The following is a 23,007-nucleotide window of genomic DNA, read 5'->3' as shown; positions in this document are numbered from 1 at the left end:
TTCACGATGTTTTCCTATAGCTCCAAACGGCCAATCCGTTCATGATTAAGGCATAGAGCAGGGTTTTTGATAATTGGGGAAGAATATCCATAAATCCCGAGCCCTTCAGCATCACCATTCGCATAACTTCCACAAAGTATTTGATGGGATTGAACTCCGTAAGCACCTGTGCCCATTTCGGCATGCTTTCAATGGGCGTAAACAATCCGCTCATCAAAATAAAGATCACCGTAAAAAACCAAGCGATAAACATGGCCTGTTGTTGGGTATCGGTAAAGTTTGAAATGAACAGTCCGATTCCCAGCACCACCAAAATATAGATGGAGGTATAGAGGTACATAAGGGGCAAACTACCTAGAATGGGCACATCAAAAATGAGTTTGGCAATGATCAACCCAATGGTCAACAAGCCCATGCCTATCACCCAAAAGGGAAAGAGCTTACCAATGATAAACTGTCTTTTTTTGATCGGGGTTACATTTATTTGCTCCAATGTACCGATTTCCTTTTCCCTAACAATGTTCATTCCCGAGAGAAAGAGCGTAATCATGGTGACCAGTAAGACCAATATGCCCGGTACCATAAAGGTTTTGTAGTTCAAGGTCTCGTTGTACCAGAACAAGGGAATGGTTTCAATGGCCATGGCCTGTACCTGCTGGTCCGTAATTTGTTGTAAATCGACCCTTAGCCCTTGATTGAAACCTTGGATGATCTGGGTAACGTAGACGTTCTCGACACCGGCCGCTGCGCCGTCGATGGCATTGATGGTTACCCCTAGGCTTTGGTGTTTGTCCTTTTGTAGATCGCGTTCAAAATAGGGGGGAATGTTTAGCACAACATCGACCTCTCCCCTTAACATGGCCGCACTGGCCTGGACCTCAGAAGGAAAATCGGTCCACACCTCAAAATAGGACGAGGCATCGAACTTTTCGACCAAGGCCCGGGATGTAGCACTATGGTCGCCATCGATATAGCCGAATTTGATGTGTTGGACTTCAAATGTGGCCGCATTCGATAAAATAATGAGTTGGAGCAGGGGCAAGACAAAAATGATGGGAAGCATCCCCTTATTCCTAAAGATTTGCTTGAACTCTTTTTGTATGATGTATAGGATGGTCTTCATTACGCTAGCCTGATTTTATATTTCCTTACGCTCAGGGCAATGAAGAAGACGGTCATACCCAATAAGATCAAGGTTTCCTTCCATATAAACTCAAGGCCGACCCCTTTGAGCATAATGCCCTTAATGATGATAATAAACCATTTGGCGGGAATGATATTGCTGATCAGTTGAAGCGGTACGGGCATACTGGAAATGGGAAAGATAAAGCCCGATAACAGTATTACCGGAAGCATGAGTCCCATTAAGGAAATCATCATGGCCGTTTGCTGCGTGGCCGAAATCGTAGAGATTAAAATTCCCAAGGCCAAGGCCGATACAATAAACAAGATACTCTCCAATGCCAATAAAAACAGGCTTCCCTGTACCGGCATTTTAAAAATAAAAATGCTCAATACCACGATTACGACCGCATTGATTATCGACAGGAAAATATAGGGAAACACCTTTCCCACAATCACCTGAATGGGTTTTAAAGGGGAGACCAAGAGGATTTCCATAGTGCCCATTTCCTTTTCCCTAGTGATGGAAATGGACGTCATCATCGCGGAAACCAGCATCAAAATAATGGTCATTACCCCGGGCACGAACATGTAGACGCTTTTTAATTCCGGATTATAGACCATTCGCGATTCGGGTACGATTTGATAGGCGACCACCAGATCCTCGTTCAAGGATTTTTGGTATTTCTGAAGAATGGCGTTTACAAAATTGGCAATGGTATTTGCCGTATTGGGGTCGGTGGCGTCGGTTATGATCTGTATCGTGGTCTTGTGGTCTTTGACCAGGTTCTTGCTAAAGTCCTTTTCAAAATTCAAGATGGCCTTTACCTTGCCCTGTTTAAAAATGCCTTTAATATCCGACTCCTTTTCAATAAACTGTTTGATACTGAAGTATTTTGAAGCGGATATTTTATGGATGATCTCTTCCGTAACATCATCTTTGGAAGAGTCCAAAATGGCAATATCGACATTGTTGATCTCATTGGTAATGGCAAAACCGAACAGTAAGATCTGGGCAATGGGCATCCCGAAGAGGATGAACAGGGAGCGTCTGTCCCTAAAAATATGGTAGAATTCCTTTTTTATAAAGCCTATGAACCGTTTCATCCGCGAGCAAGTTTTAAGAACACATCGTTCATATTGGCCGCCTGAAACTGCTCCTTTAGTAGCTTTGGACTGTCCAAGGCCTCTATTTTGCCATTGACCATAATCGACACCCGATCACAGTATTCGGCTTCATCCATATAATGCGTGGTTACAAAAACGGTGGTTCCCTGATGGGCCGCCTTGTAGATCATTTCCCAAAACTGACGTCGGGTAATGGGATCTACGCCTCCGGTGGGTTCATCCAAGAACACGATTTTGGGGTCGTGGATCAAGGCCACCGAAAAGGATAGTTTTTGCTTCCATCCCAAGGGCAGGGCACCCACCAACTTATGGGCGGCTCCCTGCAGCCCCAATTCCTCGATCAGGGCATCCGATTTCTCTTTGATCCGCCCTCTCGACAAGCCGTAAATGCCCCCAAAAAAGCGAATGTTCTCCCTAACCGTCAAATCGTCGTACAAAGCAAACTTTTGGCTCATATAGCCGATGTTCTTCTTGATGTCCTCGGCATGGGTAAACACGTCGAACCCTGCCACCTGGGCCTGGCCCGATGTGGGATTGGAAATACCGATCAACATTTTCATGGCCGTGGTCTTTCCTGCACCGTTCGCCCCTAGAAAACCGAATATTTCACCCCTGTACACGTCAAAACTAATGGCGTCTACCGCGGCAAAATCGCCGAACCTCTTGGTCAAGTCCGCTACTTGTATGACTTTTTCCCGCTTCATTTTGCCAGTTCCATAAAGGTGTCCTCAATAGTGGCCTCGGTCTTTTCTATGACCACATCCGATAGGCCTTCTGATTCGAGGTATGCTTTTAACTCCGAGGGATCAAAATCGGTTCTTTGATCCGTATAATGCACAAACTCCCCGAAAGGGTAGACACTGTAATTGTTTTTATAGGCCTTTAAGGCCTTTATCAGTTGATAGGTCTTGTTCGCCCTAAGGTTATATATGGGCTTGGGGTAGTGCCTTACAATGGCCTGGGGCGTGTCGATCTGTAAAATCTTCCCGCCTTGGATCAGGGCGATCCGGTCGCACAAGGCCGCTTCGTCCATATACGGGGTCGATACCAGAATGGTAATGCCTTTTTGCTGCAAGCGTTTGAGCATCTCCCAAAACTCCTTTCTCGAAACCGGGTCGACCCCCGTAGTGGGCTCGTCCAAGAACAGCACCTCGGGTTTGTGGATCAGCGCGCAGCACAGGGCCAATTTCTGTTTCATTCCCCCGGACAGCTTTCCGGCCCTACGGTCTTTAAAGGGTTCTATTTGCACGTAGATCTCCTTGATCAGATCGTAGTTCTCCGCTATGGTCGTTCCGAAGATGGTAGCGAAGAAAGTCAAGTTTTCCTCGACCGTCAGGTCTTGGTAGAGCGAAAACCTCCCCGGCATATAGCCGACACTGTTCCTGATCTTTTTGTAATCGGAAACCACATCGAAACCGGTAACCCTTGCCGTGCCTTCATCGGCGAGCAAGAGCGTTGTCAGAATTCGGAACAAGGTCGTCTTTCCGGCCCCGTCGGGACCAATGAGTCCGAACAACTCGCCCGCCTTCACCTCAAAGGAAATGGCCTCCAAGGCCTTTAGGCTCTTGTACGATTTTGATATGTTGGCAAGAGTGATGCTCATTGTTCCTCGGATATCCACATTTCGGCCGGCATGCCTATTTTTAGGCTACCGTCATTGGCAACGTCTACTTTTACCGCATATACCAAGGCCACGCGTTCTTCCTTGGTCTGAATGATCTTGGGGGTAAATTCCGCTTCCGAGGCGATCCAGGCAATGGTGCCGTCGTAGGACTTCATCGTATCATCGGCATCAATTTTAACGGTCACTTGTTGCCCCAGCTTTACGCTTTGCAATTGGGGCTCGCTGATATAGACCCGCAATTGCATGGTACTTAGGTCGGCAATCTTATAGAGGGGCTTCCCAAATGCCGTAATTTCATTGGGTTCGGCGTATTTGGCCAAGATCGTTCCGTTTACGGGGTTGACGATCTTGCTTTTCCGTATTTGGTCATCGATTTGCTTTAACTGCACGTCAATGGACTTCAGTTCGTTGACCACGGGGGCATTCTGGATCTCGATGCTTCTGATCTGGTTTTGGATCACATCGATTTCCCCGGTAACATCGTCCAACTGTTTTTGTGTACCCGCATTGTCCTTGATCAGGTTTTCTACCCTGGCCTTATTGGTCTGGGCCGTTTTTAATCGGGAACGCAAAACCGCTATTTGCGAGAGTACACCCTTGGACTTTGAGGCGATCACGGCCTTGGACACTTCCAATTGCTCGCGTTTTAAGGCAAGTGGAATGGTATCGATATAACCGATCAATTGTCCTTTTTGAAGCACATCGCCCTCATCAATATCAAAGGCCATCAGTTTTCCGTTGTTCTCGGCCGAAATGGTGATCTCGGTAGCTTCAAAATTTCCATAGCCGTCGGCTTTTCCGTTGGAATCGCCACAGGAGAATAGGGTAGTGGCCACAAGGCCCAGGCCGAGTATATAATTGAATTTTTTCATTTCTGTTTGTTTTATCCTTTAATTACGTTGTAATTGGCCTTTGCCAGTTCCAATTGGATCTTATGCCGTATCAAGGTGTTTTCGTCTTCGTATAGGTTGGTGAGCTCCGTAATGTAGGCCGATGCGGTGATTACCCCGTTCTTAAGCTGCGAATCGGCCGATTGCAGCACTTCCTTTCGGAGCCTTATGATCTCTTGGTCCGCCACTATAAAGCCTTCAATTTTTTCTATTTCCCTTTGTTGGCGGTTCAGTTCGATATTGGTATTCAGTTGAAAGGCCTCGCTCTCGTTCGTAATGATATCCTTGTTGATCGCCAAGGCCTCGCGTTGCTTTTTGTTGGCATTCCAATCGAAGACCTTCCAGTTCAATTTGACTCCCACCGTATAAAAGCCCTGAAAGGAATTATCGAGCATGTTCAGTCCGGGATTTCCGTAACCTCCGGTCGCAAAGCCCAATAGTTTGGGTGCGTTTTGTTTCGACAGCACGTGTTCCGAGCCTTCGATTTCCTCCTTTTTAAGTTCGAACCATTCGAGTTCCGGCCGATTTACATCTGTTTGCAGGTCCGTTTGTACGAAGGGCCTTTCAAATACCGTTTCCGTGGTCAAGGGCTTACCGATGAGACTCGAAAGTGTTTCGACCAAAGCCCTTTTATCACTCTCGATCTCTTGAAACTGTTGGCCGATCTTTAAAAGTTCGGCCTCCAACACCTTGTCCGATGCCGGTAACAGCACACCGTATTTGATTCCCGATTGCACTTCCTTGAGTTTGGCCCGTAATTGCTTTTCCTTTGCGCTTAACAAGGCCTCGGACTCCTGCGCCAATAAAACGGAAAAGTAGACCTGGTTGATTTGTTTTTTCAGTTGGTACAGGCTAACCTCCACTTCCTTCTGTTTTGCCTTTAGCTGTGCGGATTTCAGGTCGAGCGAAGCCCCCGTGGCCCCTCCGTTGTAAATCAATTGATTGACGGAAACCGTAGCCCGGTATTGGTCGTTGTTAAGGGGTTCTATACCCGACATGGCCAAGGGAAACTCGATCACGTCCGACAGGTAGGTCGCATAGGCATCGAAGGCGACTTGCGGTAATTGGGAAGTGGAGACCGCCTCCGATTCCAAGGTGTTTTGCGCCTCGAGCAAATCTTTCTGCTTGGCCAAGGGATAGTGGTCGTTTACCAATCGGTAGCATTCCGTAAGCGATATGCGCTTCTGGGCCATCGAAGGGATGGCCATTAAAATTGCGAGGAAGATTAGGAATTGTTTCATTTTACTAAGTCTTAATGGAATGAATAATAAAGTCCGCCACCTCGGTCTTTCGGACTTCAAGAAGTTGGTGGTAGGCCTCTTCCCCTGTATTGGTGAATGCCTTGAGCAAGGGTTTGGCCACGAAGGGAAAAACGTTCAATGCCATGATGTTGATAAACAATTGTTCGGCACGGATCGGTCTTAGGATACCTTGTTTGACCTCCTCATCTACCTGTTTTTTAAATTTATCGATGTTGGGAAAGCTCGGATTGTCCTTAAGTTTGAGGATAAAGTCCGGATTTCTATTGAGTTCCTGGATGATAAAGTTGGGGATATAGGGATAATCGATGATAAAGGAAATATAGTCGGAGGTAAAGTTCCTTACCTTCTCCTCGATAGGGGAATCATCGTTTAGTATGGCCTTCAATTGCGGGGCCAACAAGGAAAAGGCATTGTTAAAAACCGCCTCGAACAGCAGTTTCTTATTTCTGTAGTAGTAATGCAGCATTGCCTTGTTTATACCCGCCTTGTCCGCTATTTCCTGCATGCGGGCTCCGTCCATTCCCTTGGCCTGAAAGACTGTTTTTGCGGCCTCTAAGATTAATGCTTCAGTATTTTCATCCTTCTTTCTAGCCATTTTTAACTATATAGTTTAACCATTTGGTTAACAAATATATCTAAAAATTGAATTCCCAACAAAAATATGGAGCTAAAGAAATCAGCAAAGGGGGATTAGGGTTTTCGCAAACCTGTTAGGGGGGAAGTGATGGAATCAATCTTAATTCTCACATAAACGAGGCTGGTTTTCCTTGTAGTTGATTGCGAACCAAATCTATGGATCGGTGAAGTTGACTCTTGGTATAGGGCTTTCTGATAAAATCTGCGCACCCAAGTTCTCTGGCAACGACTTCAAATCCCTGTTTGGTAGAACTGGATATAAAGGACATTCGGTTAGAGAACATCTCAAGAAAGGAAAATCCGTTCATACCTGGCATTTCAATATCGGACATTACCACCTGTGGTTTGGATACTTGTATGTATACCCAGGCATCGTAAGAATCGAGAAAAGAGGTAATGTTACCTATTAAAGGATGGGTTTTGGCAAGATTTTCTGCCAAGGACAACCAAAGCGAAGAGTCATCCACGATAACGAGGTCTAGTTTCATATTTTTTTGGTTTCGGGGATTTAAAACTATTCTATTGTCTCAAAAGGAGAAATTAATTTGGACGAAAGGTGCAGAAGTCTCCGTAAAAGTGTAAAACCACTATTTTTTTTATGGGTTATCTATGATGAGATTATCTTCTTCTAAATGCATAAAAACCGCTATATCAAAAATAAGAAATGATTAAAAAGGAAAGAAAGGGAAGGGGACTATAAGAGTGATATCGATGTTGACTATTATAATTTTTTTTTATTTTTTTACTTTAGAATTTTACAATAATTACCCTAAACCGACCAATACTATGAAAAAAATGTGGCTCATTCTTTTACTGTCCTTCTTTACTATTTCCTGTTCCTCAGATAGTGATGATCCAACGGTAACGGACGACCCAACAAAAAATGACCCTATCGTTGAATCAGAAGGAGGACAAATATTTCGAATTGACTTAATGCAAATTACAGCAAAAAACCAATCCGAAGGAATCCAAAAAAGTCTAGAACCTGCATTTGTTCTTTTAAGCATAAATAATTCTAGTGGAGACTCTATTCTTACAAAAGAAAAGGTTGCGTTGATAAAAGATGACAACAGCTATATAACTAATGAAATCACCTTAGAGCCCGACACTTATACCGTGGTAGAATTTATTGTGACCGATGAGAATGATGTTGTCATTTCAATAGCTCCGAAAGAAAATTCAACTTTAGCTCAATTTACTACAAAACCATTACCTTTTGATTTTGTAATAACGTCAGACGAGACTACAGAAACCGTTACCGAAAGTATAAATGCAGCAGGTTATGCTTCAGTTGATTTTGGGTACACAGGCTTAAGTTTAACAATTTCTGAAAGTACAGATTTCTTTAGTTTAACCGTAGATGAGACAGAAGGTGCTACAACAAAAGTTCTGGATATAAAATCAATTACCGGGTCTACATATTTGGTAGACTGGGGAGACGGTACCATAGATGAATATGTATCAACAATATCTAATTCGGGTATTGATAATACAATCTCCCACAGCTATTCCCAAAACGAAGTCTTTACCATAAAAGTTAGTGGAGCCATTGAGGCCATTGAGCTTATAAATTTTGAAGGTAGCCTGGACGATGATTATAAAAGTAATCTTACGACCATAGACCTCGAAAAATTGACATTGCTAAAAACATGTAAATTATACAATGGTAAACTGACAAGCCTGAACACTTCACAAAATAATGCCTTAGAAATCCTTTGGGTTTCCAGCAACCAAATATCTGAGCTAGACCTGACCAATAACTCCAGATTAAAACAGGTGTTTGCTAGAGATAACAACCTAAGCAGTATCGATTTTTCGAATAACTTAAATTTGGAGCAGTTCGATTTTGCAAACAATACATTAATGACAATTGACATTTCAAGTAATTCTAATTTGAAAAATTTTGATGTGTCGAACAATTTGATATCAGCAATCGATATTTCTTCAAATGTTGCCTTAACCGAGATCAACATAGGTGCGAATAATCTTCAAAACATAGACTTAACAAAAAATACAAATCTTGTCCGTGTCGATTTGTTCACGAATGAATTAACAGCCCTTGATGTATCGGCCAATACAAAGTTGAGAGACCTTTATGTGGAAAACAATAATCTGACAGAAATAGAATTATCCAGTAATCCAGACTTGGAAAGACTCTATATTAAAAACAATAATCTTAACGATCTTGATATTTCATTAAACACCAAAATATCTGATTTAAATATTGGGGACAATCAATTTGACGAAGCCGAACTGGATGAAATAATTAATTTGGTATATGACCATACAGTAGCCAATGCTATTATGAACGGATACATTAACTATTTAAACAATCCTGGAACCTCAGCAATTTCTAACGTGACCATCTCAAATATGAATGACTTGATCGTAAACTACAACTGGTTTTTTAATAATGGTTAAAACTGTGAACACCTATCATATACAAATGGATGAAATTTGGATAAAAAAAATAGCGAGGGCATGACCCTCGCTATTTTTTCATTTACACATTTATAAAATAATCCTAACTATAAACCCAATGCGGTCAAGGCCGATGAGCCGATTTACACCGGATAGGTTCTCCAAAGTTCACTTTAATTGGTATACTTCCACAATACCTCGCCACTCTCAATGACTTCCCAAATGGTAACTGCCGTTCCTTCACCGATCAATGTGTTTCCATTGCTCATTCGGCCCGCACTACTGGTGCTCAGGCTATATAGGCTGCTATCGGTAAACTCCGAAGCAATCGAAAGTTCGTCGTCTTCACCCGCAACCAGTTCATAAGGAAGGTTCAACTCAAATTCAACAACTGCCGATTGGCCGTTGTACTTGTTTTGGTATTTATTCATATTCGGAGATCAATCGTACCATTCAGGTGAATTAGCGTTTGTAAGTCTTTCATAGACCCTTCGTAGTTGGCCACCGCCATCGGGACCTCCCAGGTTGACCTCTTCCATAAAATGATCGCTAATGGGTTTATACAGACTTCCGATATAGACAAAAGGATCCCTTTTTGTAAATGTAAGAACTAAGTGGCCATCGGCATTTACCTCCCAGTCTCCTGCGAAATAGGATTTTTTTTCATCATAATTGTATCCATCGTAAAGCGTACAAAAATCACTTATACCCGGGTCAAAATTTCGTGTGGTTTCTATCGAAATCCCTTGAAAAGTGTAACTTTCGAACAGATTAAATAATTCCATATTGATCGTGTAGTAGTTGGTATAAGATAATTCTATGAAGTTGTTGCAATTGGGGTCTTGGCTAGAAACACCATCATCGCAACACCCGAAAGTAGTGCCTTCGGTTTGAAAAGTGTAATTCGGAGCGGCATAAAAGTCTATGCTTGTGTCCTTGCTCTCTATCCAATCCCATGCCCCCGTTGTGTAATAAGATTTGGGAAGGCTACCCGTTTTGGGCGACGGGTCATGAGGTCCTTCACCTACCACAGGCCCCTCTTTGGTATCCACGGGGTTGTCGTCGTGGTCAAAGGGTATGAACTCTATGGGAAAGTTGAAGGGAAGATCCCATCCCGTAGGGTCAAAATCAAAGTAGAAAACATCTATGTCCTCAGGTTCTTCACCCTCAAGGATTGTCGATGATTCCTCTTCCCTGAACGTGGCCTCCAAGTAGGAATCGGCGCCGGTAACATAAATCCAAAATCCCTTTAGTTCGGTGTTTTCAGGGCTCTTGATCATTAGGCGCTGTGTAATTCCCTCTGTCCAAAATATGGTGTCCCTATTCATCTTAATATCGACCATGTCCCCGGTTTTACCGGTCCCTGGTCGGGGAGGGGTGCCACTGTGCACTTTCATATTGTCGAGAATGATACTTTCGGTTGCCCTATTGGGGTCTGCAACCACCAATTCCTCATTTTCCTCCTCATTTTCCTCTTCAGTGGAATCTTCCTCCTCTTCCTTGGGTTCAACTTGTTCGGTATCGGGGTTCACGGGTTCTTTATCGACTTCATCATCCTTATCGCATGAAAGGATGAGACAGGTAATAAAGGTAAAGGCCAACAGATACACAAAATGTTGTTTCATATTGAATTTTGTTAGGGTTATACAACTGAGGGAACAATTTGTAAGGTTTTGTTTTTCAGGATTAAAATTATGGGATACCTTAAGGCGAGTAAATACCGCAAATGCGGTATTTTACCATAGAAACAGTCAAAAAACCGTCTCAACATGGAGTTCAATGCACTAGATTTTAAAAAGGTCGATCTTTTAAAGGAAGCTTTTGGGAAACACGACTACAGCAAACAAGGCAGTTTGGACGAAGACCTGATAAAGGGGCATCCTTTGGTAGAAGGGCTATGGTGCGTTGGCAAATACTTTGTTCTTGTCGGCAATACGGAAGACTGGAAAGTTGAAAGGGTAGGAGGGGATTGCGAGACACTTACGGGGTATACCGCCGATGAAATATACGAACTTGGCACCCAGTTCATGGTCCGCTTCGCGCTTCCCGAAGGCCTACCGTTTAACATGTCGGTAATCAAACTCGCCATGGAATATATATTGGAAAGGCCGCATAATGAACGAAAATGGGTTCATGTGACCTATTTTTACCGGTGCGGACGAAAGGACGGCAGCCCCGTCACCATTCAGCATCAAAGTATTCCCATAGCATTCGACGACAACGAGGTGCCTTATATTTTTGTCAATGTCTTTACGGATGTTTCCTTTCTTGCTCCGGCCGAGCTTCCCCAGGCTATTCTGTGCAACCGCAAGACCAATGAAACCTTCCATATTCGACCGGAGCGACCGGAACTGATCAAAACAAAAGACTTGTTCAGTTTACGCGAAAAGGAAATCATACGCCTTCTGATCAGCGGGCTCAATAGCAAGCAAATCGCAGCAGAACTTTTTATAAGTCAAGAGACCGTACGGACACATCGAAAGAATATTTTGCGAAAGGCGAACATGAGCACTACGAGCGGTTTGGTGGCCTATGCCATAATCAATGGGCTTTAAGGTGCGGGGATGTGACCGTTGAACCAATGCTCTTAAGGTCGATGGGCTAGTTTCCACCGGTTAGGTTCTATTAAGTTCACTGCAATTGGTATACTTTCAAAATACCTCCCACTCTCGTTTACTACCCAAATAGTGCCTGCCGTTTCTTTTTGGGGCATAGAAAATAGTTTAGGATTACTTGAAAGCGAATAAAAAGTTGATACTAAAAGGTAATCACACCGATACACACACTGTTTATGGGCCGACGGTAGGAGGGGAGTTCATAATAGATGGAGCATTTATTTTATACAAAAACGCCAATAGGAATAAAAGAGTTGGCTTAATTTTGTACTATCATGTTTAATTGAAAAGACTTGCTAGAGAAAAGACGACAACTGCCCCAAGGGCAATTTACAGAAGAAGAACATTTCATTTACTGTTTGGAAGGGGTTCTTGACATAGAAACGCCCCAAATGACCGAGACCCAGGCAAATTTGGAACAACTGGCCATGGGATATGGCATCGCAAGTATCTATAAAACATGCGATACTATCGAAGGACTGGAAGATAGCCTAAACACATTGGTCTTGGATGATCATAATTTTAAGGACTATGAAATCATCTACCTGGTAATGACCGGTGAAGCAAATAGCATCTGCTTAAACGACTACTACTATAGTTTACAAGAAATTGCGGAAATTTTCGAGGGAAGGCTAAAAGTTAAGATCCTGCATTTTTCCAATACAAAAGTGCTAGATCTAGACGAGGAGGAAGCCCAGTATTTCTTGGATATTACCAACGCAAAAGCCGTTTCTGGCTACGGCAACGCCTATAATGGAATAAGTAGCGCAAATCTCGATAAGGCCTTCTTTAACTTATTTAAAGAAGATGATAATATGTTCGATGTTGTAGAAGAGCTGCACCAAAGGCATTATAATGTCTGCAAATTGTTAGACTTTAGGTTGTATTATTGATTGTAGGATTATAAACCAGTTCTTTTTCATTAATTACAGGATCCCGTAAAATAATATCCTTAGGTTAAATTATTTTTAGAAGGAAATAGTAATAAATTAAAATCTACGTCAAATGAAAATCGAAGCTATTAAACCCGGACCTAAGCCAAAAAAGAAAGATGGTACACTTGACAAAAGAAGAAGAGACAATAAGAATACACCTGGCAATAAACCTTCTTTAAAACCAAGTAAATCAACTAAAAACAAATAGGCGATTTACAATGAAACAACGGAAGAGAGCCCAATAGCAATTCGCCATAATACAACATTGTTCCGCGTTATAGCCTGTCCCGAATTTAGTTCGGGATAACTTGAGCTTTGGTTACAGCACAATAATAGAGATTCTCAATCTTTATTATTTGCGCGAGATGGTGTGCCGGCAAAGTTGTTACTATTCTTCTTTAATTTTTTTCTTTCTAAAAACTTTCTTCTCACAGGTAATGGAATACTCTTTGCCGAAACGACGATAGGAGTGAAGTGGCAATGTGTATGGAATGGTATTTTACTACATTTTTTAACATATTACGTAAACCCGTAATTAGTTTCTTGTTAATTTTTCATATATTTAAATTCCTCAGAAAATTAACTTCCTACAGTTCTTCCCCCATAAAAATACCTTTTAATGGGTATTGTATCGGTTTATTAAATTAACCAGTTTTAGAATTTAATTTAAACTTTTGAATGGTTTAAAAAGTCTGTCACATTTTTGTGTCTAAACAATTTAATAATAACACTAGCCAAAATGAAAAAACCCAACCATTTTCGAAACATTGCATTTGTACTGTTAATGTTGTCAATTAGCTCATGTATAATTATAAAGTTAAAAAGCTCCAAAATAGAGGAACAAATTCCATTGAGTAGCACTCTTAATAACGACATAGGAACTCAATTACTTCTAAATTCTTCAAACCTTTCTATTAATGGGGGTAGTATTGACACTTTAAAAAAGAAGGTCAAAATCAAATTGAAGAATGCTACTACTGGGGACATAATTTCTGTAGTATTTCCAAAAGGCTCCTATTTTAATTTTAATGCATCTTTTATTCCTAAAATTGTTGGGGATAGTATTTATCCAGAGTTCCAAACGTTAGAATTCAATTCTTCTAAGCCTATTGCCTTTAAGCATAATAAAAAAGGTCTTTTGAAGCTTAAATCAATACAGAAAAATTCTAAAGAGCAAATCGAATTGGACTTTACAGGAGTGAGTTTGATAAATATTATTCTGGCAGCTGCCGATGTTTATCTAATATCAAAAAATCAAGATTTTAAATATAGTAGTCGGATTAGCAAATTACCAGATTTTGTTATTGAAAATTTTAATTTTAACGTTGATAGCCTTAACCTAGTACAAAATGGGTACACAATAAAATCTCCAAACGAATTTAAGATTAGCTTAGAAAATTTTGAAATAACCGAAAATTTAAATAAAATCAATCTGGGTGAAATTGAACTGAATTTGAGGAATTCCATTTTGCATACAAGAGATTTTGATTTTGAACTCAAAGATGGGTCTTTTGATATGTCAAACTATCAAGTTGAATTAATTGACAAAGGCTATAAGGTTATAAAAGAACAAGGAGGTAGTTCTGTAATACATTTAAAAGGTGGGACATTAAATGGTCTTGGAGAAGCAATAACTGAAGGTTCTTTTGAAAATCTGAAATTTGATTTATCCAGTTATGATTACTCTTCCATCGGCGGTAATTCGAAAGTTAAGGGTAAAATTGATATTACAGGTAGGTTTAGACAACTTAAAAATAATTATGATTTTAGGGAGTCCGAATATTATTATGTTCTAGAACCATTTGAATTGCAAAATCTGTCCATTGCCTATTCTGATGATGGTAATGATAGCATTGTAAGAACGTTCACTACTGAAAAACCAATTGAACTTAAATTCCGAGATTTTTATTTTCAAGAGTTTGGAAAATATGAGTTCTTTAGTAGAGGGATGGGACTAACTCTTCCCAAAACTGAGTTTAAAAGAATAGACTCTATTAGTGTAGCAATTGAAGATGAGTTTAAATTCGGGACTGAATATACTTCTGTCAACCTCTATAGTCAAAGGCCGCAGCAATTTGAATTTCCTCAAGGTTTGTCATTTGATTTAAGTGGATTAGAAAAGATTAAAATTTTCAAAAACGAGAAACCAAGTTTCGATACCATTAACTTGAAGGGAAAAATAAAAAGTGCTGTTGTTCGGTCATTAAAAGATACTACGGTTACATTATCACTTGAAGACGCTTTAATTAACATGGAAATTTTTGAAAACGGAAATACTATAGACTATGAAGGAGAAGTTTATGGTGACACTCTGACAACATCAAAGGAAGTAAAAATAATATCGAAATATTTAAAGGGTGGAAGTGTTTCATTCTCAAAAATTGGTTTAAGTGGAGCAAATGAGGAGGTTAAAATTGAGAATCTAAAAATAATGCTTCCTAAAGTACTAGTAAATAGCCTATTGGAAGCTCAATTGAGAAAATTTGCGGTTAAGGATCATGGAAGAGTTGGTGAAATTGATTTAAAAGTAGGCACTATAGGTATTTATGCTAGAGTAAATAACATTCATTTGAAGAGTTTTAATTTTTCGGGGACCAACACTTTTAATTTCAATGTCGGTGGGAGCGTAACCCTTTATAGACCAAAGAAAAAGATATTGTTTGGTGAAGGAATTCCTAGGATACAGGATACTAAAAGAATTAGAAATGCACATGGGTATGGAACAATAAGTATAAATCCAAACGATAATTTAAGTCAAACAACTATTAATATTAGCACTAATTATAAAGATGGTGAGATTGATATTGAAAATTTTCCTGGTGTACTAGAGAAAGGAATAGGAGGTACTAGGAAAGCTTTAGGTTCGGCATTAAAGAATAGTTTAGTGATAAATCCATTTGAAAGTGCTACTCCAGAGGAATTAGGTTGGCTAAATAAAATTAAGTTGACTAGTAGTCCCAAAATTAGTGAGAATGATAGCTTTTATATTTTTGAAACATCGGCTCAAATTAATAACTAAAGAAATTTTAAATCAAATCTAAATACTAGGTTTTGCGACAAGAAAATTAAAATTCATATGATTTTTATTCTAAAAGCTAAAAATAGGAGGGCTATGCCGAGTGAGTGGAATCGTTATACTTCATAGATTAGTAGTGTGTGTAGCTAATTTAAACAAGAATTCTAATAGCTTCATTGTCAGAAAAGTGTTTATTAAAATATTGAAAAATAAGATATAATAAATCTAAGAATAAGAAATGGATTGTTAAATTTATAATCCCAATAATTTCCCTTAGACATTTGAACATAATAATTTGGATGGTTTTAGACTATCCATGGAATAACTATCTGAAATTTGAAAGATTTAATATTTATTAGCCACGCTGTCCCACAAGATGATTACTTAGCTGTTTGGCTTTCTTCGAAGTTAAGTTTAATGGGATATAATGTTTGGGTGGACAAAGAAGACTTAAGGTCTGGAAGTGCTTTCTGGAATGATATTGAAGTTAACATGAGAGATAAATCAATAAGATTTATTGCTCTCGTTTCAAATTCGTATATAGAGAAATCTAGAAATAGAAATAGCGGCGTATTCAGCGAAGTTACTTTGGCAAAATCATTGTCAAAAAAGATTGATAACTACATAATTCCTTTAAAAGTAGATGATTGTAGTTATGATGATTTCCCTATTAACATTCTCCCTCTTGATACTATTGACTTTAGTAAAAACTGGGGTTCTGGACTAAAAAAACTTTTAAAAGAGTTTGAAATTCAAAACATACCAAAAAATCGGAAAGCAAGTAACGTACTAACATTATGGCATGATTACCAGAATATTAGGGGTAAAGTGCTTAAACAAGAAGAGTCTTACGGTTCAAATTGGTTCCTTTCATCTTTACCTGAAAAGATTTCGATTTATAAGTTTACTGGAGAACCAAAGTCCATTTATGCAGAAATACCTTTTCCGGTTATTAGAAATGGGGATTATTATCTAGGTTTTTTTGATGATTCAAGTCTGTATTCAAGAACCGAGTTTAAAGAAACTATACTTGTTGAAGAATTTTTAGCAGATGATGTTTGTGTTTTGAATAATGGAGATAAAATTTTAGATACGGAGCCCAAGTTTACGAGCTTAATGAATAAGTCAATCTATAATTATTTTTATCATAATGAAGACTTCAGGGCTTATCCTATTTCTAACAAAAAACGCGTAGTCTATCCAATACACACAAGGTCTAGTAGTGGCTTTGTTTCATTTATTCGAAATGGGCGCAAAGGGAGAAGAAAACTAAAAGGGAGTAAGCCCGTTAACTGGAGCTTTGGTTTAAGCTTTGTTTTTCAGCTCTATCCATTTCCTCATTTTGTTGCTAATCATCATATTTTGTCTTCTGATGAAAATGGTTTTTTTGATATAGATAAACAGCTAGAGTATAGGCGTTCTATTCCCTCTGAATGGTTTAATAGACATTGGTTTGATAGAATTTTAGCCTTTATGGCATTAGCCTCAGGAAGTATTGAAAATCAAGAGATAATAATTAATTCAGGAACAGAGAAATTTGTTATAAACTTAGCTACAATGTCATTTAATTCAGATTATGGATATAGAGAAACTTAAATATTACCCTGAACCAAAATTGACATTTGGCAGTAATCAAGCTACTGAAGACCCGCGAGATGGTTTAATGTTATTCGGGCCGAATGAGAAGTTTTCACGAACATCAATTAAAGCAGGGGTTGTTGGTACTTCTGAAGGAATTCAATTATATAAAGATTTTGTAATTAAACTTCAATCTCCAATTATTTCATCAAAAAAAATGTATGGCAATGAGATTCAAATTGAAGCTCAGAGGCCAAGTTTTGTTGGTTTCGAAGCAATTTACGGTATTGAATGGAATGATGAACCGATTTTAACTAAACAACTTCTAGAGGTTCAGATAAATGCTATTCTAGAGGAAAAAAATAAGAAAAAAAGAACAAGAAGTTTAGTTGATTTTTATGCTAAAAAAATAATAGAGTCAAAACAAAAAGATGACAAGAGGGTTGATATTTGGTTTGTCATTGTTCCGAGGAATGTATATATAAAATGCAGATATGGTGCAAAAGGAGAGGAGCTTTCTAAAAAGCTTGACAAAAAAATCACAATGTTGAATGAAGGTCAGTTTAGCTTATATCCTGATTATGATGAAGATTTAAAAGAGCTTGAAAAACTTAAGGAAGATTCTTCAGATTTTCACAATCTATTAAAGGCTGTTTTATTAAAGAATAAAATTGAAAGTCCAATTCAAGTTTTTGTGGAACCTACACTAAGGTTTAGAGATAAATTAAGAAATAAGGAGTATTCAGATGATATGAAATCCCATTTAGCATGGACAACGTCTGTAGCCATATATTATAAATTAGGTAACAAACCATGGGTGTTAAATGATGTTAGAAAAGATGTGTGCTATCTAGGTTTGATATTTAAACAATTACCTGACAAGTCTAATAAGCAATCCGTTTGTAGTGCTGCACAAATGTTTTTAGAAGATGGTGATGGCTCTATATTTAGGGGGAATATTGGTTTATTCAAAAGTGAAAGAGCAGAAGGTTATCATTTAGACGAGAAAAGTGCAGAAAGTCTACTTGGAATGGCGTTAGATGATTTTCAAGAATCAAAAGGATATTTTCCAAAAGAATTATTTATTCATGGAAGAGTAAAGTTTCAAGACAAAGAATGGAAAGGATTTAATAATGCTTTAGAAGCAAGGAAAGCTGAAACAAATTTGAATGGTATATTGATTAAAGATACAAGGTCGGATGCAAGGAGAAAGCTTAAAATTTTTAAAGATACAGATAGGGAAGGACAAGATAATAACTATGGTATTATGAGGGGGCTGGCTTGGCATATAGACGAAAAATCAGCCTACCTATTTACAAGAGGATATATACCAAGAACTAATTCTACAAATCATCTTGAAACTGCAAATCCACTTTACATAGAAATCAACAGAGGAAATTCAAAAATTGAAACCGTTTTGAAAGATATTTTGGCGTTAACAAAACTAAACTATAACGCCTGTGTATACGGAGATGGGTTACCAGTTACATTGAGATTTTCAGACCTTATTGGTAATATTCTTACTGCAACTTCTGAATGGCAATCAGAAATGCGGCAATTTAAATACTACATATAAACTTGCAAGAAATAACAAACCAAGATATACGTGATTCATTAAATATTGATGCAATAATTGTTGTTTATGATAAGATAAATATAGAAGACAATTTAAAGTGCTATGAAAAATAAAGGATTTAGGATAATCAATCTTCAAGTTAAAAATCATTACATACTTAAATCTAATGACTTTAAGTTTTATGATAGTAATGATAATGATGTTGGGCCATATTTTACAGTATTTTACAGTTATAATAGGTGCAAATGGAACTGGAAAGAGTGAAATTTTACGCTGTTTATTGGACATATGGAGAGATTTCTACCAACGATTTAATGAAGAAGAATTTCGACCTTTACAATTCTCTTCAGGGTCGCTCAAAGTATACTTTATCGTATCAAGAAAAAAGAGGGCATAAAATAGAATTCTCCTGAGGAGGATTTTATTTTGTGAGCCAGCCGTAGCGTTGGACTTAAACATCGAAGAATTTAATTCCGGCGCGCCATCTCACTCAAAATTCTAAAGATTCTCAATCTTCAGAATTTCTGAGGTATTTTACATAATGTTAATAGCACCTAAAGAAAAGCTTCAAACAAGACGAGAGGTAAGCAAGGGCTAAAAAATTATCTCGCTTTGCCAACACGCCAACTCGCTCATATTTTAAAAGGTCTACCAGACCTTCCAAAATACTGCCGTTAGCTGTTCCGGCAAGCTTACGAGAATCACGTAGAAAAAAATCTTGCGCACATTTCCTCGAATACGGGAATTTTGAACAAACCTAAAAGATTTACCGGTGAGACGATGCGGCTGGTATTTTATTTAGCTTTCCTATAAAAATGGCTTTGAAGGAATGGCGTGTTGGTTTCCTTTTACATAATATCTGTCGATATAATTCGCTTACACGAAGTTATATCTGATATTATATAAAATAGCACAGCTATACGGAAACTGTACACAATATATTTGTACTATAATTTATATTATGTAAAATAGAGTTTTTAAATACCTACACTGGCATCAGTTTGTCCACAACCTAAATCTTCCTCCTTTATAACCTTATAAGTCCTGATTGTTCGTGTCGATAGCTTCAATATCGCCCGTATAACTGATCGCATTGCGTTGTGAGCTGTTTATATAAACCCTGGCGTTACGATTTGGAAAGACCGTCAATACCACATTATAATTTTCCGATTTCTCAGAAATCTCAAATCTAACGGTATATTCATTGTTCGACGAATCAAAAATGGCCTCGTAGTCCTCGGGGACTCCCTTAAACTCAATTCCGACATCTTTTCCATAACTACCACCAGATTGCCGTTCACCGTAATACGATAAATGTGCGGCTACCGTATCCCCTTCGATCTTCAGATAATTTCCCTTTTTTGTCAATTGAATATTACTTACCGTACTCCCCATGGGCAACATACCTGCATTGGATATGGCGTTTAGACTAGTGCTCACCATAGGATGTGCGCTATGGGCCCCAAAAGAATAGAATCTACTTTCTATCAAGTTCTTAAAATCGGCCAGTTCAGATGACGAGTATGCCACTTTTGAGCTGCTTGAACAGCCTACAAGAAAAAGAAACATACAAATACCGCACAGTGTCTTCATAAATCAACTATTAATGTTACACTTTAGAATGCGTCATCGTTATGTACCTATTAATGCTTTCTTCCAAAGTCTTGGCTTCTTTCAGCTGATACCTCACCTTGGCCAAATGGTTTTCTAAAATATTTTTACCGCTTTTTAGAATTTTCAACAATTCTAGATGCCCCTTCTCTATGGCCTCCATTTTTGCGGTAATCTGTTCCTTTTCCTCATATTGCGAATATGTGGTGGGCTCAAACAAATAGGAATCCAATTTTTGTTTTATCGCCTGCAATCCTTTATAGCTTCTATCAATCCATAAAAAACAAGCTTTTTTGTCAATTCTGCCCAACTGTGTATCATGAATTTCCATAACTATATAGTTTTCAGGTTCCAACCTATAAATTAAGAAAAATAAATGACATTTTTAACTGATAAATATCAGGTTTTCAATGTTTAACACAAGTTTAAAACAGGGAAATCATTTTTATTGATTTTTTAAATGATATGTACGAAGAATTATGTAATTTAATCTTAAAGAAATAAAAGTTATGAATATCAATTTTGAGTATGACGATGTGAAGGCCAGTAATCGCTTAGAGATTATGGCCGCCAAGAAACTGGAAAAATTATTGGATAAATTTGACTTTATCGTACGGGCAGATGTTTTTTTTAAGACAGAAAACACTTCTTCTCCAGACACTGGAATGATCTGTAATATTCGCCTAAGCGCACCAGGTCCCAGATTGTTTGCAGAAGCCAGCAACAATAGCTTTGAGGCTTCTATCAGCGAATCTGTGGACGACCTGCATAGACAGCTTCAAAAACGAAAAGCTAAAATGCAATCACATTAAATTTTATTAATTTTCTAGCAATTCATCGGCCGAATCCTCGAATTGGGTTTCGGCCGTGATTATATCTTGTACCTTTTCTGAAAAAGGACTTCTTTTTAACTCCCGTATCAACCTTCTTCTTTTTCTATCGGAAATATCCAGGGTATCAAGAATCTTTTTGGTCTGCCTTTGGTGGGTTATCCTATTTTTCTTTAGCTTGATCCTTCGGTCTACCGGTAATACGTAGGTGGGTTCAAACTTATCCATCAACGTATACTTTTCTACCGTTATCTCTTTTTTGACCGTCTCTTGCCCCGACATACGAAAAATACCGCATGCCAAAACCATAAGGGCCATAGTAGCCCATTGGTAATTATTTTTCATTTGTAAGTAAATAGTGTTCTACTCTAAAACTAGTCAATTTTCTAAAAATCCATCATTTTTTATATGCGCTATGCATTCTGTCGATATTACCATGTCTTTTATCCTATTTTATAGGTCCTCCCCTTCTTAAAATTCCAACACGCCTATCACATTTTCCACACCTATTATATATAGATTACCGTACGCCCCTATCTTGAATATTAAAAACCTACGGATTTATTTGATGGAATGGAATCCTCGTAAAGTTTATAGGTTCAGATTGATTAAAATCATTTAAGAAAACGTCGGAATTTAGTACCTTCGAGGGCTTAATAAAAAAGCAGTTTTATGACAGTTTGGATAATTTTTGTTGCCTGTGTTCTCATTTTCCTAGCACTGGACCTTGGGGTTTTTCATAAGAACGATCATGTTATCAAATCGAAGGAAGCCGGAATATGGACGATCATTTGGGTCTCGATCGCCTTCGCCTTCAGCGGTGTAATTTACTGGCTTTTTTCTAATGGCTATGTTGAAAACCCTACAGGATTAACACCTAATAATGCGGTACTTAAATACATTACCGGTTATTTGATAGAACTGTCTTTAAGTGTAGACAACGTTTTTGTAATCGCGGTAATATTCTCTTCTTTTAGAATACCCCCTATTTACCAGCACAGGGTTTTATTCTGGGGTATTTTGGGAGCCATCGTCTTTAGGGCGCTCATGATTCTTTTCGGAGTGGCATTGATTACCAAATTTGAATGGATAATCTATGTATTCGGTGTATTCTTGCTCTATACGTCGTTTAAAATGCTAAAAAGCGATGACGACGATTTTAACCCAAAAGATTCTTTTGTGTTCAGGCAGCTTAAAAAGGTATATCCCGTGACCACCAGTATTCAGGGACACGATTTCTTTATTCGTAAAATGGGTGTTAAAGCGGCCACTCCCCTATTTGTGGCCTTGATCGTAATAGAGCTGACGGACATACTTTTTGCGTTGGACAGTATTCCTGCAATCTTGGCAATTACGGCAGATCCGTTTTTGGTCTTTAGTTCCAATATTTTGGCCATACTTGGTTTACGGTCTATGTACTTCTTAATTTCTAGAATGCTCGAGAAATTTAGGTATATAAACTATAGCCTTGTGGTTATTCTGGCTTTTGTGGGACTTAAGATGCTGTTTTCCCATTATATAGAACTACCCGAATGGGTTTCGCTGACCGTAATCTCGGTATCGTTGATTTCCGGTATTTTGGCATCGCTGTTCATTCCCGAAAAAGAATAACCTATAACGTTCGCATTGGTATAGACAATCGTTGTCGGAACCCCTTAACAACAAAATATACCGAAAGGTATTTATAAGTATGCATAGGTACCATGGCATGCCTATAAGCGTATCGCCAACAGTATTCGTTTTTAAGTGTGCCCCATATCTCA

Annotated in this window: 22 protein-coding genes; 9 read left to right on the top strand and 13 right to left on the bottom strand. The window is 38.7% G+C overall.

What is annotated here, in order from left to right; all coding sequences use genetic code 11:
* Position 1: 1 nt before the first annotated feature.
* From J8L85_RS11260 to J8L85_RS11225, 8 genes are all read right to left on the bottom strand, one after another.
* Positions 2-1,123, bottom strand: a complete 1,122-nt coding sequence (locus tag J8L85_RS11260; RefSeq protein WP_211017288.1) for an ABC transporter permease — start codon at positions 1,121-1,123, stop codon at positions 2-4.
* Positions 1,123-2,229: an ABC transporter permease gene (locus J8L85_RS11255; protein WP_211017286.1), complete on the bottom strand. Its 1,107-nt coding sequence runs from the start codon at positions 2,227-2,229 to the stop codon at positions 1,123-1,125. The genes J8L85_RS11260 and J8L85_RS11255 overlap by 1 nt, the downstream gene beginning before the upstream one ends.
* Complete coding sequence (locus J8L85_RS11250; RefSeq protein ID WP_211017284.1) at positions 2,226-2,954, bottom strand: ABC transporter ATP-binding protein; 729 nt, start codon at positions 2,952-2,954, stop codon at positions 2,226-2,228. Before J8L85_RS11250 ends, J8L85_RS11255 begins: the two co-directional genes overlap by 4 nt.
* On the bottom strand, positions 2,951-3,853 hold the full coding sequence (locus J8L85_RS11245; protein ID WP_211017282.1) for an ABC transporter ATP-binding protein: 903 nt from the start codon (positions 3,851-3,853) through the stop codon (positions 2,951-2,953). The genes J8L85_RS11250 and J8L85_RS11245 overlap by 4 nt, the downstream gene beginning before the upstream one ends.
* Positions 3,850-4,746 (bottom strand): HlyD family efflux transporter periplasmic adaptor subunit, encoded by an 897-nt coding sequence (locus J8L85_RS11240; protein WP_211017280.1) that lies wholly within the window; start codon positions 4,744-4,746, stop codon positions 3,850-3,852. The genes J8L85_RS11245 and J8L85_RS11240 overlap by 4 nt, the downstream gene beginning before the upstream one ends.
* Positions 4,747-4,757: 11 nt before the next feature.
* A complete protein-coding gene (locus J8L85_RS11235; protein WP_211017279.1) occupies positions 4,758-6,005 on the bottom strand; it encodes a TolC family protein in 1,248 nt (415 codons plus the stop codon).
* Positions 6,006-6,009: 4 nt separating this feature from the next.
* The gene (locus tag J8L85_RS11230; RefSeq protein WP_211017276.1) at positions 6,010-6,621 is read right to left on the bottom strand and encodes a TetR/AcrR family transcriptional regulator; all 612 of its coding nucleotides are present in this window, start codon (positions 6,619-6,621) and stop codon (positions 6,010-6,012) included.
* A 148-nt stretch (positions 6,622-6,769) separates the two neighbouring features.
* Positions 6,770-7,150: a response regulator gene (locus J8L85_RS11225; RefSeq protein WP_211017275.1), complete on the bottom strand. Its 381-nt coding sequence runs from the start codon at positions 7,148-7,150 to the stop codon at positions 6,770-6,772.
* A gap of 298 nt (positions 7,151-7,448) precedes the next feature.
* On the opposite strand from J8L85_RS11225, the gene J8L85_RS11220 reads away from it, so the two are divergent.
* Complete coding sequence (locus tag J8L85_RS11220) at positions 7,449-9,083, top strand: hypothetical protein (protein ID WP_211017273.1); 1,635 nt, start codon at positions 7,449-7,451, stop codon at positions 9,081-9,083.
* 173 nt (positions 9,084-9,256) lie between these two features.
* Here the strand turns inward: J8L85_RS11220 and J8L85_RS11215 are convergent, their stop codons facing one another.
* Both J8L85_RS11215 and J8L85_RS11210 read right to left on the bottom strand, forming a co-directional pair.
* Positions 9,257-9,514 (bottom strand): hypothetical protein, encoded by a 258-nt coding sequence (locus tag J8L85_RS11215; RefSeq protein ID WP_211017271.1) that lies wholly within the window; start codon positions 9,512-9,514, stop codon positions 9,257-9,259.
* 9 nt (positions 9,515-9,523) lie between these two features.
* A complete protein-coding gene (locus tag J8L85_RS11210; RefSeq protein ID WP_211017270.1) occupies positions 9,524-10,708 on the bottom strand; it encodes a hypothetical protein in 1,185 nt (394 codons plus the stop codon).
* Positions 10,709-10,852: 144 nt separating this feature from the next.
* Here J8L85_RS11210 and J8L85_RS11205 point away from each other — a divergent pair, with 144 nt between their 5' ends.
* The 6 genes from J8L85_RS11205 to J8L85_RS11180 all read left to right on the top strand — a co-directional run bounded on the left by J8L85_RS11205 (position 10,853) and on the right by J8L85_RS11180 (position 18,803).
* Positions 10,853-11,638 (top strand): LuxR family transcriptional regulator, encoded by a 786-nt coding sequence (locus J8L85_RS11205; protein ID WP_211017269.1) that lies wholly within the window; start codon positions 10,853-10,855, stop codon positions 11,636-11,638.
* A 353-nt stretch (positions 11,639-11,991) separates the two neighbouring features.
* On the top strand, positions 11,992-12,591 hold the full coding sequence (locus J8L85_RS11200) for a DUF6642 family protein (protein ID WP_211017268.1): 600 nt from the start codon (positions 11,992-11,994) through the stop codon (positions 12,589-12,591).
* A gap of 112 nt (positions 12,592-12,703) precedes the next feature.
* Positions 12,704-12,841: a hypothetical protein gene (locus tag J8L85_RS11195; protein ID WP_211017267.1), complete on the top strand. Its 138-nt coding sequence runs from the start codon at positions 12,704-12,706 to the stop codon at positions 12,839-12,841.
* A gap of 531 nt (positions 12,842-13,372) precedes the next feature.
* Positions 13,373-15,652: a hypothetical protein gene (locus tag J8L85_RS11190; protein ID WP_211017266.1), complete on the top strand. Its 2,280-nt coding sequence runs from the start codon at positions 13,373-13,375 to the stop codon at positions 15,650-15,652.
* A 333-nt stretch (positions 15,653-15,985) separates the two neighbouring features.
* Positions 15,986-17,245, top strand: a complete 1,260-nt coding sequence (locus J8L85_RS11185) for a toll/interleukin-1 receptor domain-containing protein (protein WP_211017265.1) — start codon at positions 15,986-15,988, stop codon at positions 17,243-17,245.
* Positions 17,226-18,803 carry a hypothetical protein gene (locus J8L85_RS11180; protein ID WP_211017264.1) on the top strand — a complete coding sequence of 526 codons (1,578 nt, stop codon included), beginning with the start codon at positions 17,226-17,228 and terminating at the stop codon, positions 18,801-18,803. Before J8L85_RS11185 ends, J8L85_RS11180 begins: the two co-directional genes overlap by 20 nt.
* Positions 18,804-19,838: 1,035 nt before the next feature.
* Here the strand turns inward: J8L85_RS11180 and J8L85_RS11175 are convergent.
* Both J8L85_RS11175 and J8L85_RS11170 read right to left on the bottom strand, forming a co-directional pair.
* Positions 19,839-20,396, bottom strand: coding sequence for a DUF4251 domain-containing protein (locus J8L85_RS11175; protein ID WP_211017263.1), 558 nt, complete (start codon positions 20,394-20,396; stop codon positions 19,839-19,841).
* Between the two features lie 16 nt (positions 20,397-20,412).
* Positions 20,413-20,745 (bottom strand): hypothetical protein, encoded by a 333-nt coding sequence (locus J8L85_RS11170; RefSeq protein ID WP_211017262.1) that lies wholly within the window; start codon positions 20,743-20,745, stop codon positions 20,413-20,415.
* A 178-nt stretch (positions 20,746-20,923) separates the two neighbouring features.
* On the opposite strand from J8L85_RS11170, the gene raiA reads away from it, so the two are divergent.
* Complete coding sequence (raiA, locus tag J8L85_RS11165) at positions 20,924-21,226, top strand: ribosome-associated translation inhibitor RaiA (RefSeq protein WP_211017261.1); 303 nt, start codon at positions 20,924-20,926, stop codon at positions 21,224-21,226.
* Positions 21,227-21,232: 6 nt separating this feature from the next.
* Here the strand turns inward: raiA and J8L85_RS11160 are convergent, their stop codons facing one another.
* A complete protein-coding gene (locus tag J8L85_RS11160; RefSeq protein WP_211017260.1) occupies positions 21,233-21,589 on the bottom strand; it encodes a hypothetical protein in 357 nt (118 codons plus the stop codon).
* Positions 21,590-21,916: 327 nt separating this feature from the next.
* On the opposite strand from J8L85_RS11160, the gene J8L85_RS11155 reads away from it, so the two are divergent.
* A complete protein-coding gene (locus J8L85_RS11155; RefSeq protein ID WP_211017259.1) occupies positions 21,917-22,855 on the top strand; it encodes a TerC family protein in 939 nt (312 codons plus the stop codon).
* The last annotated feature ends 152 nt before the right edge of the window (positions 22,856-23,007 follow it).

The sequence above is a fragment of the Maribacter sp. MMG018 genome, from assembly GCF_018100785.1.
Lineage (GTDB): Bacteria > Bacteroidota > Bacteroidia > Flavobacteriales > Flavobacteriaceae > Maribacter.
The sequence above is the reverse complement of the archived record's forward strand: the minus strand, read 5'-3'. Positions and strand labels throughout refer to the sequence as shown.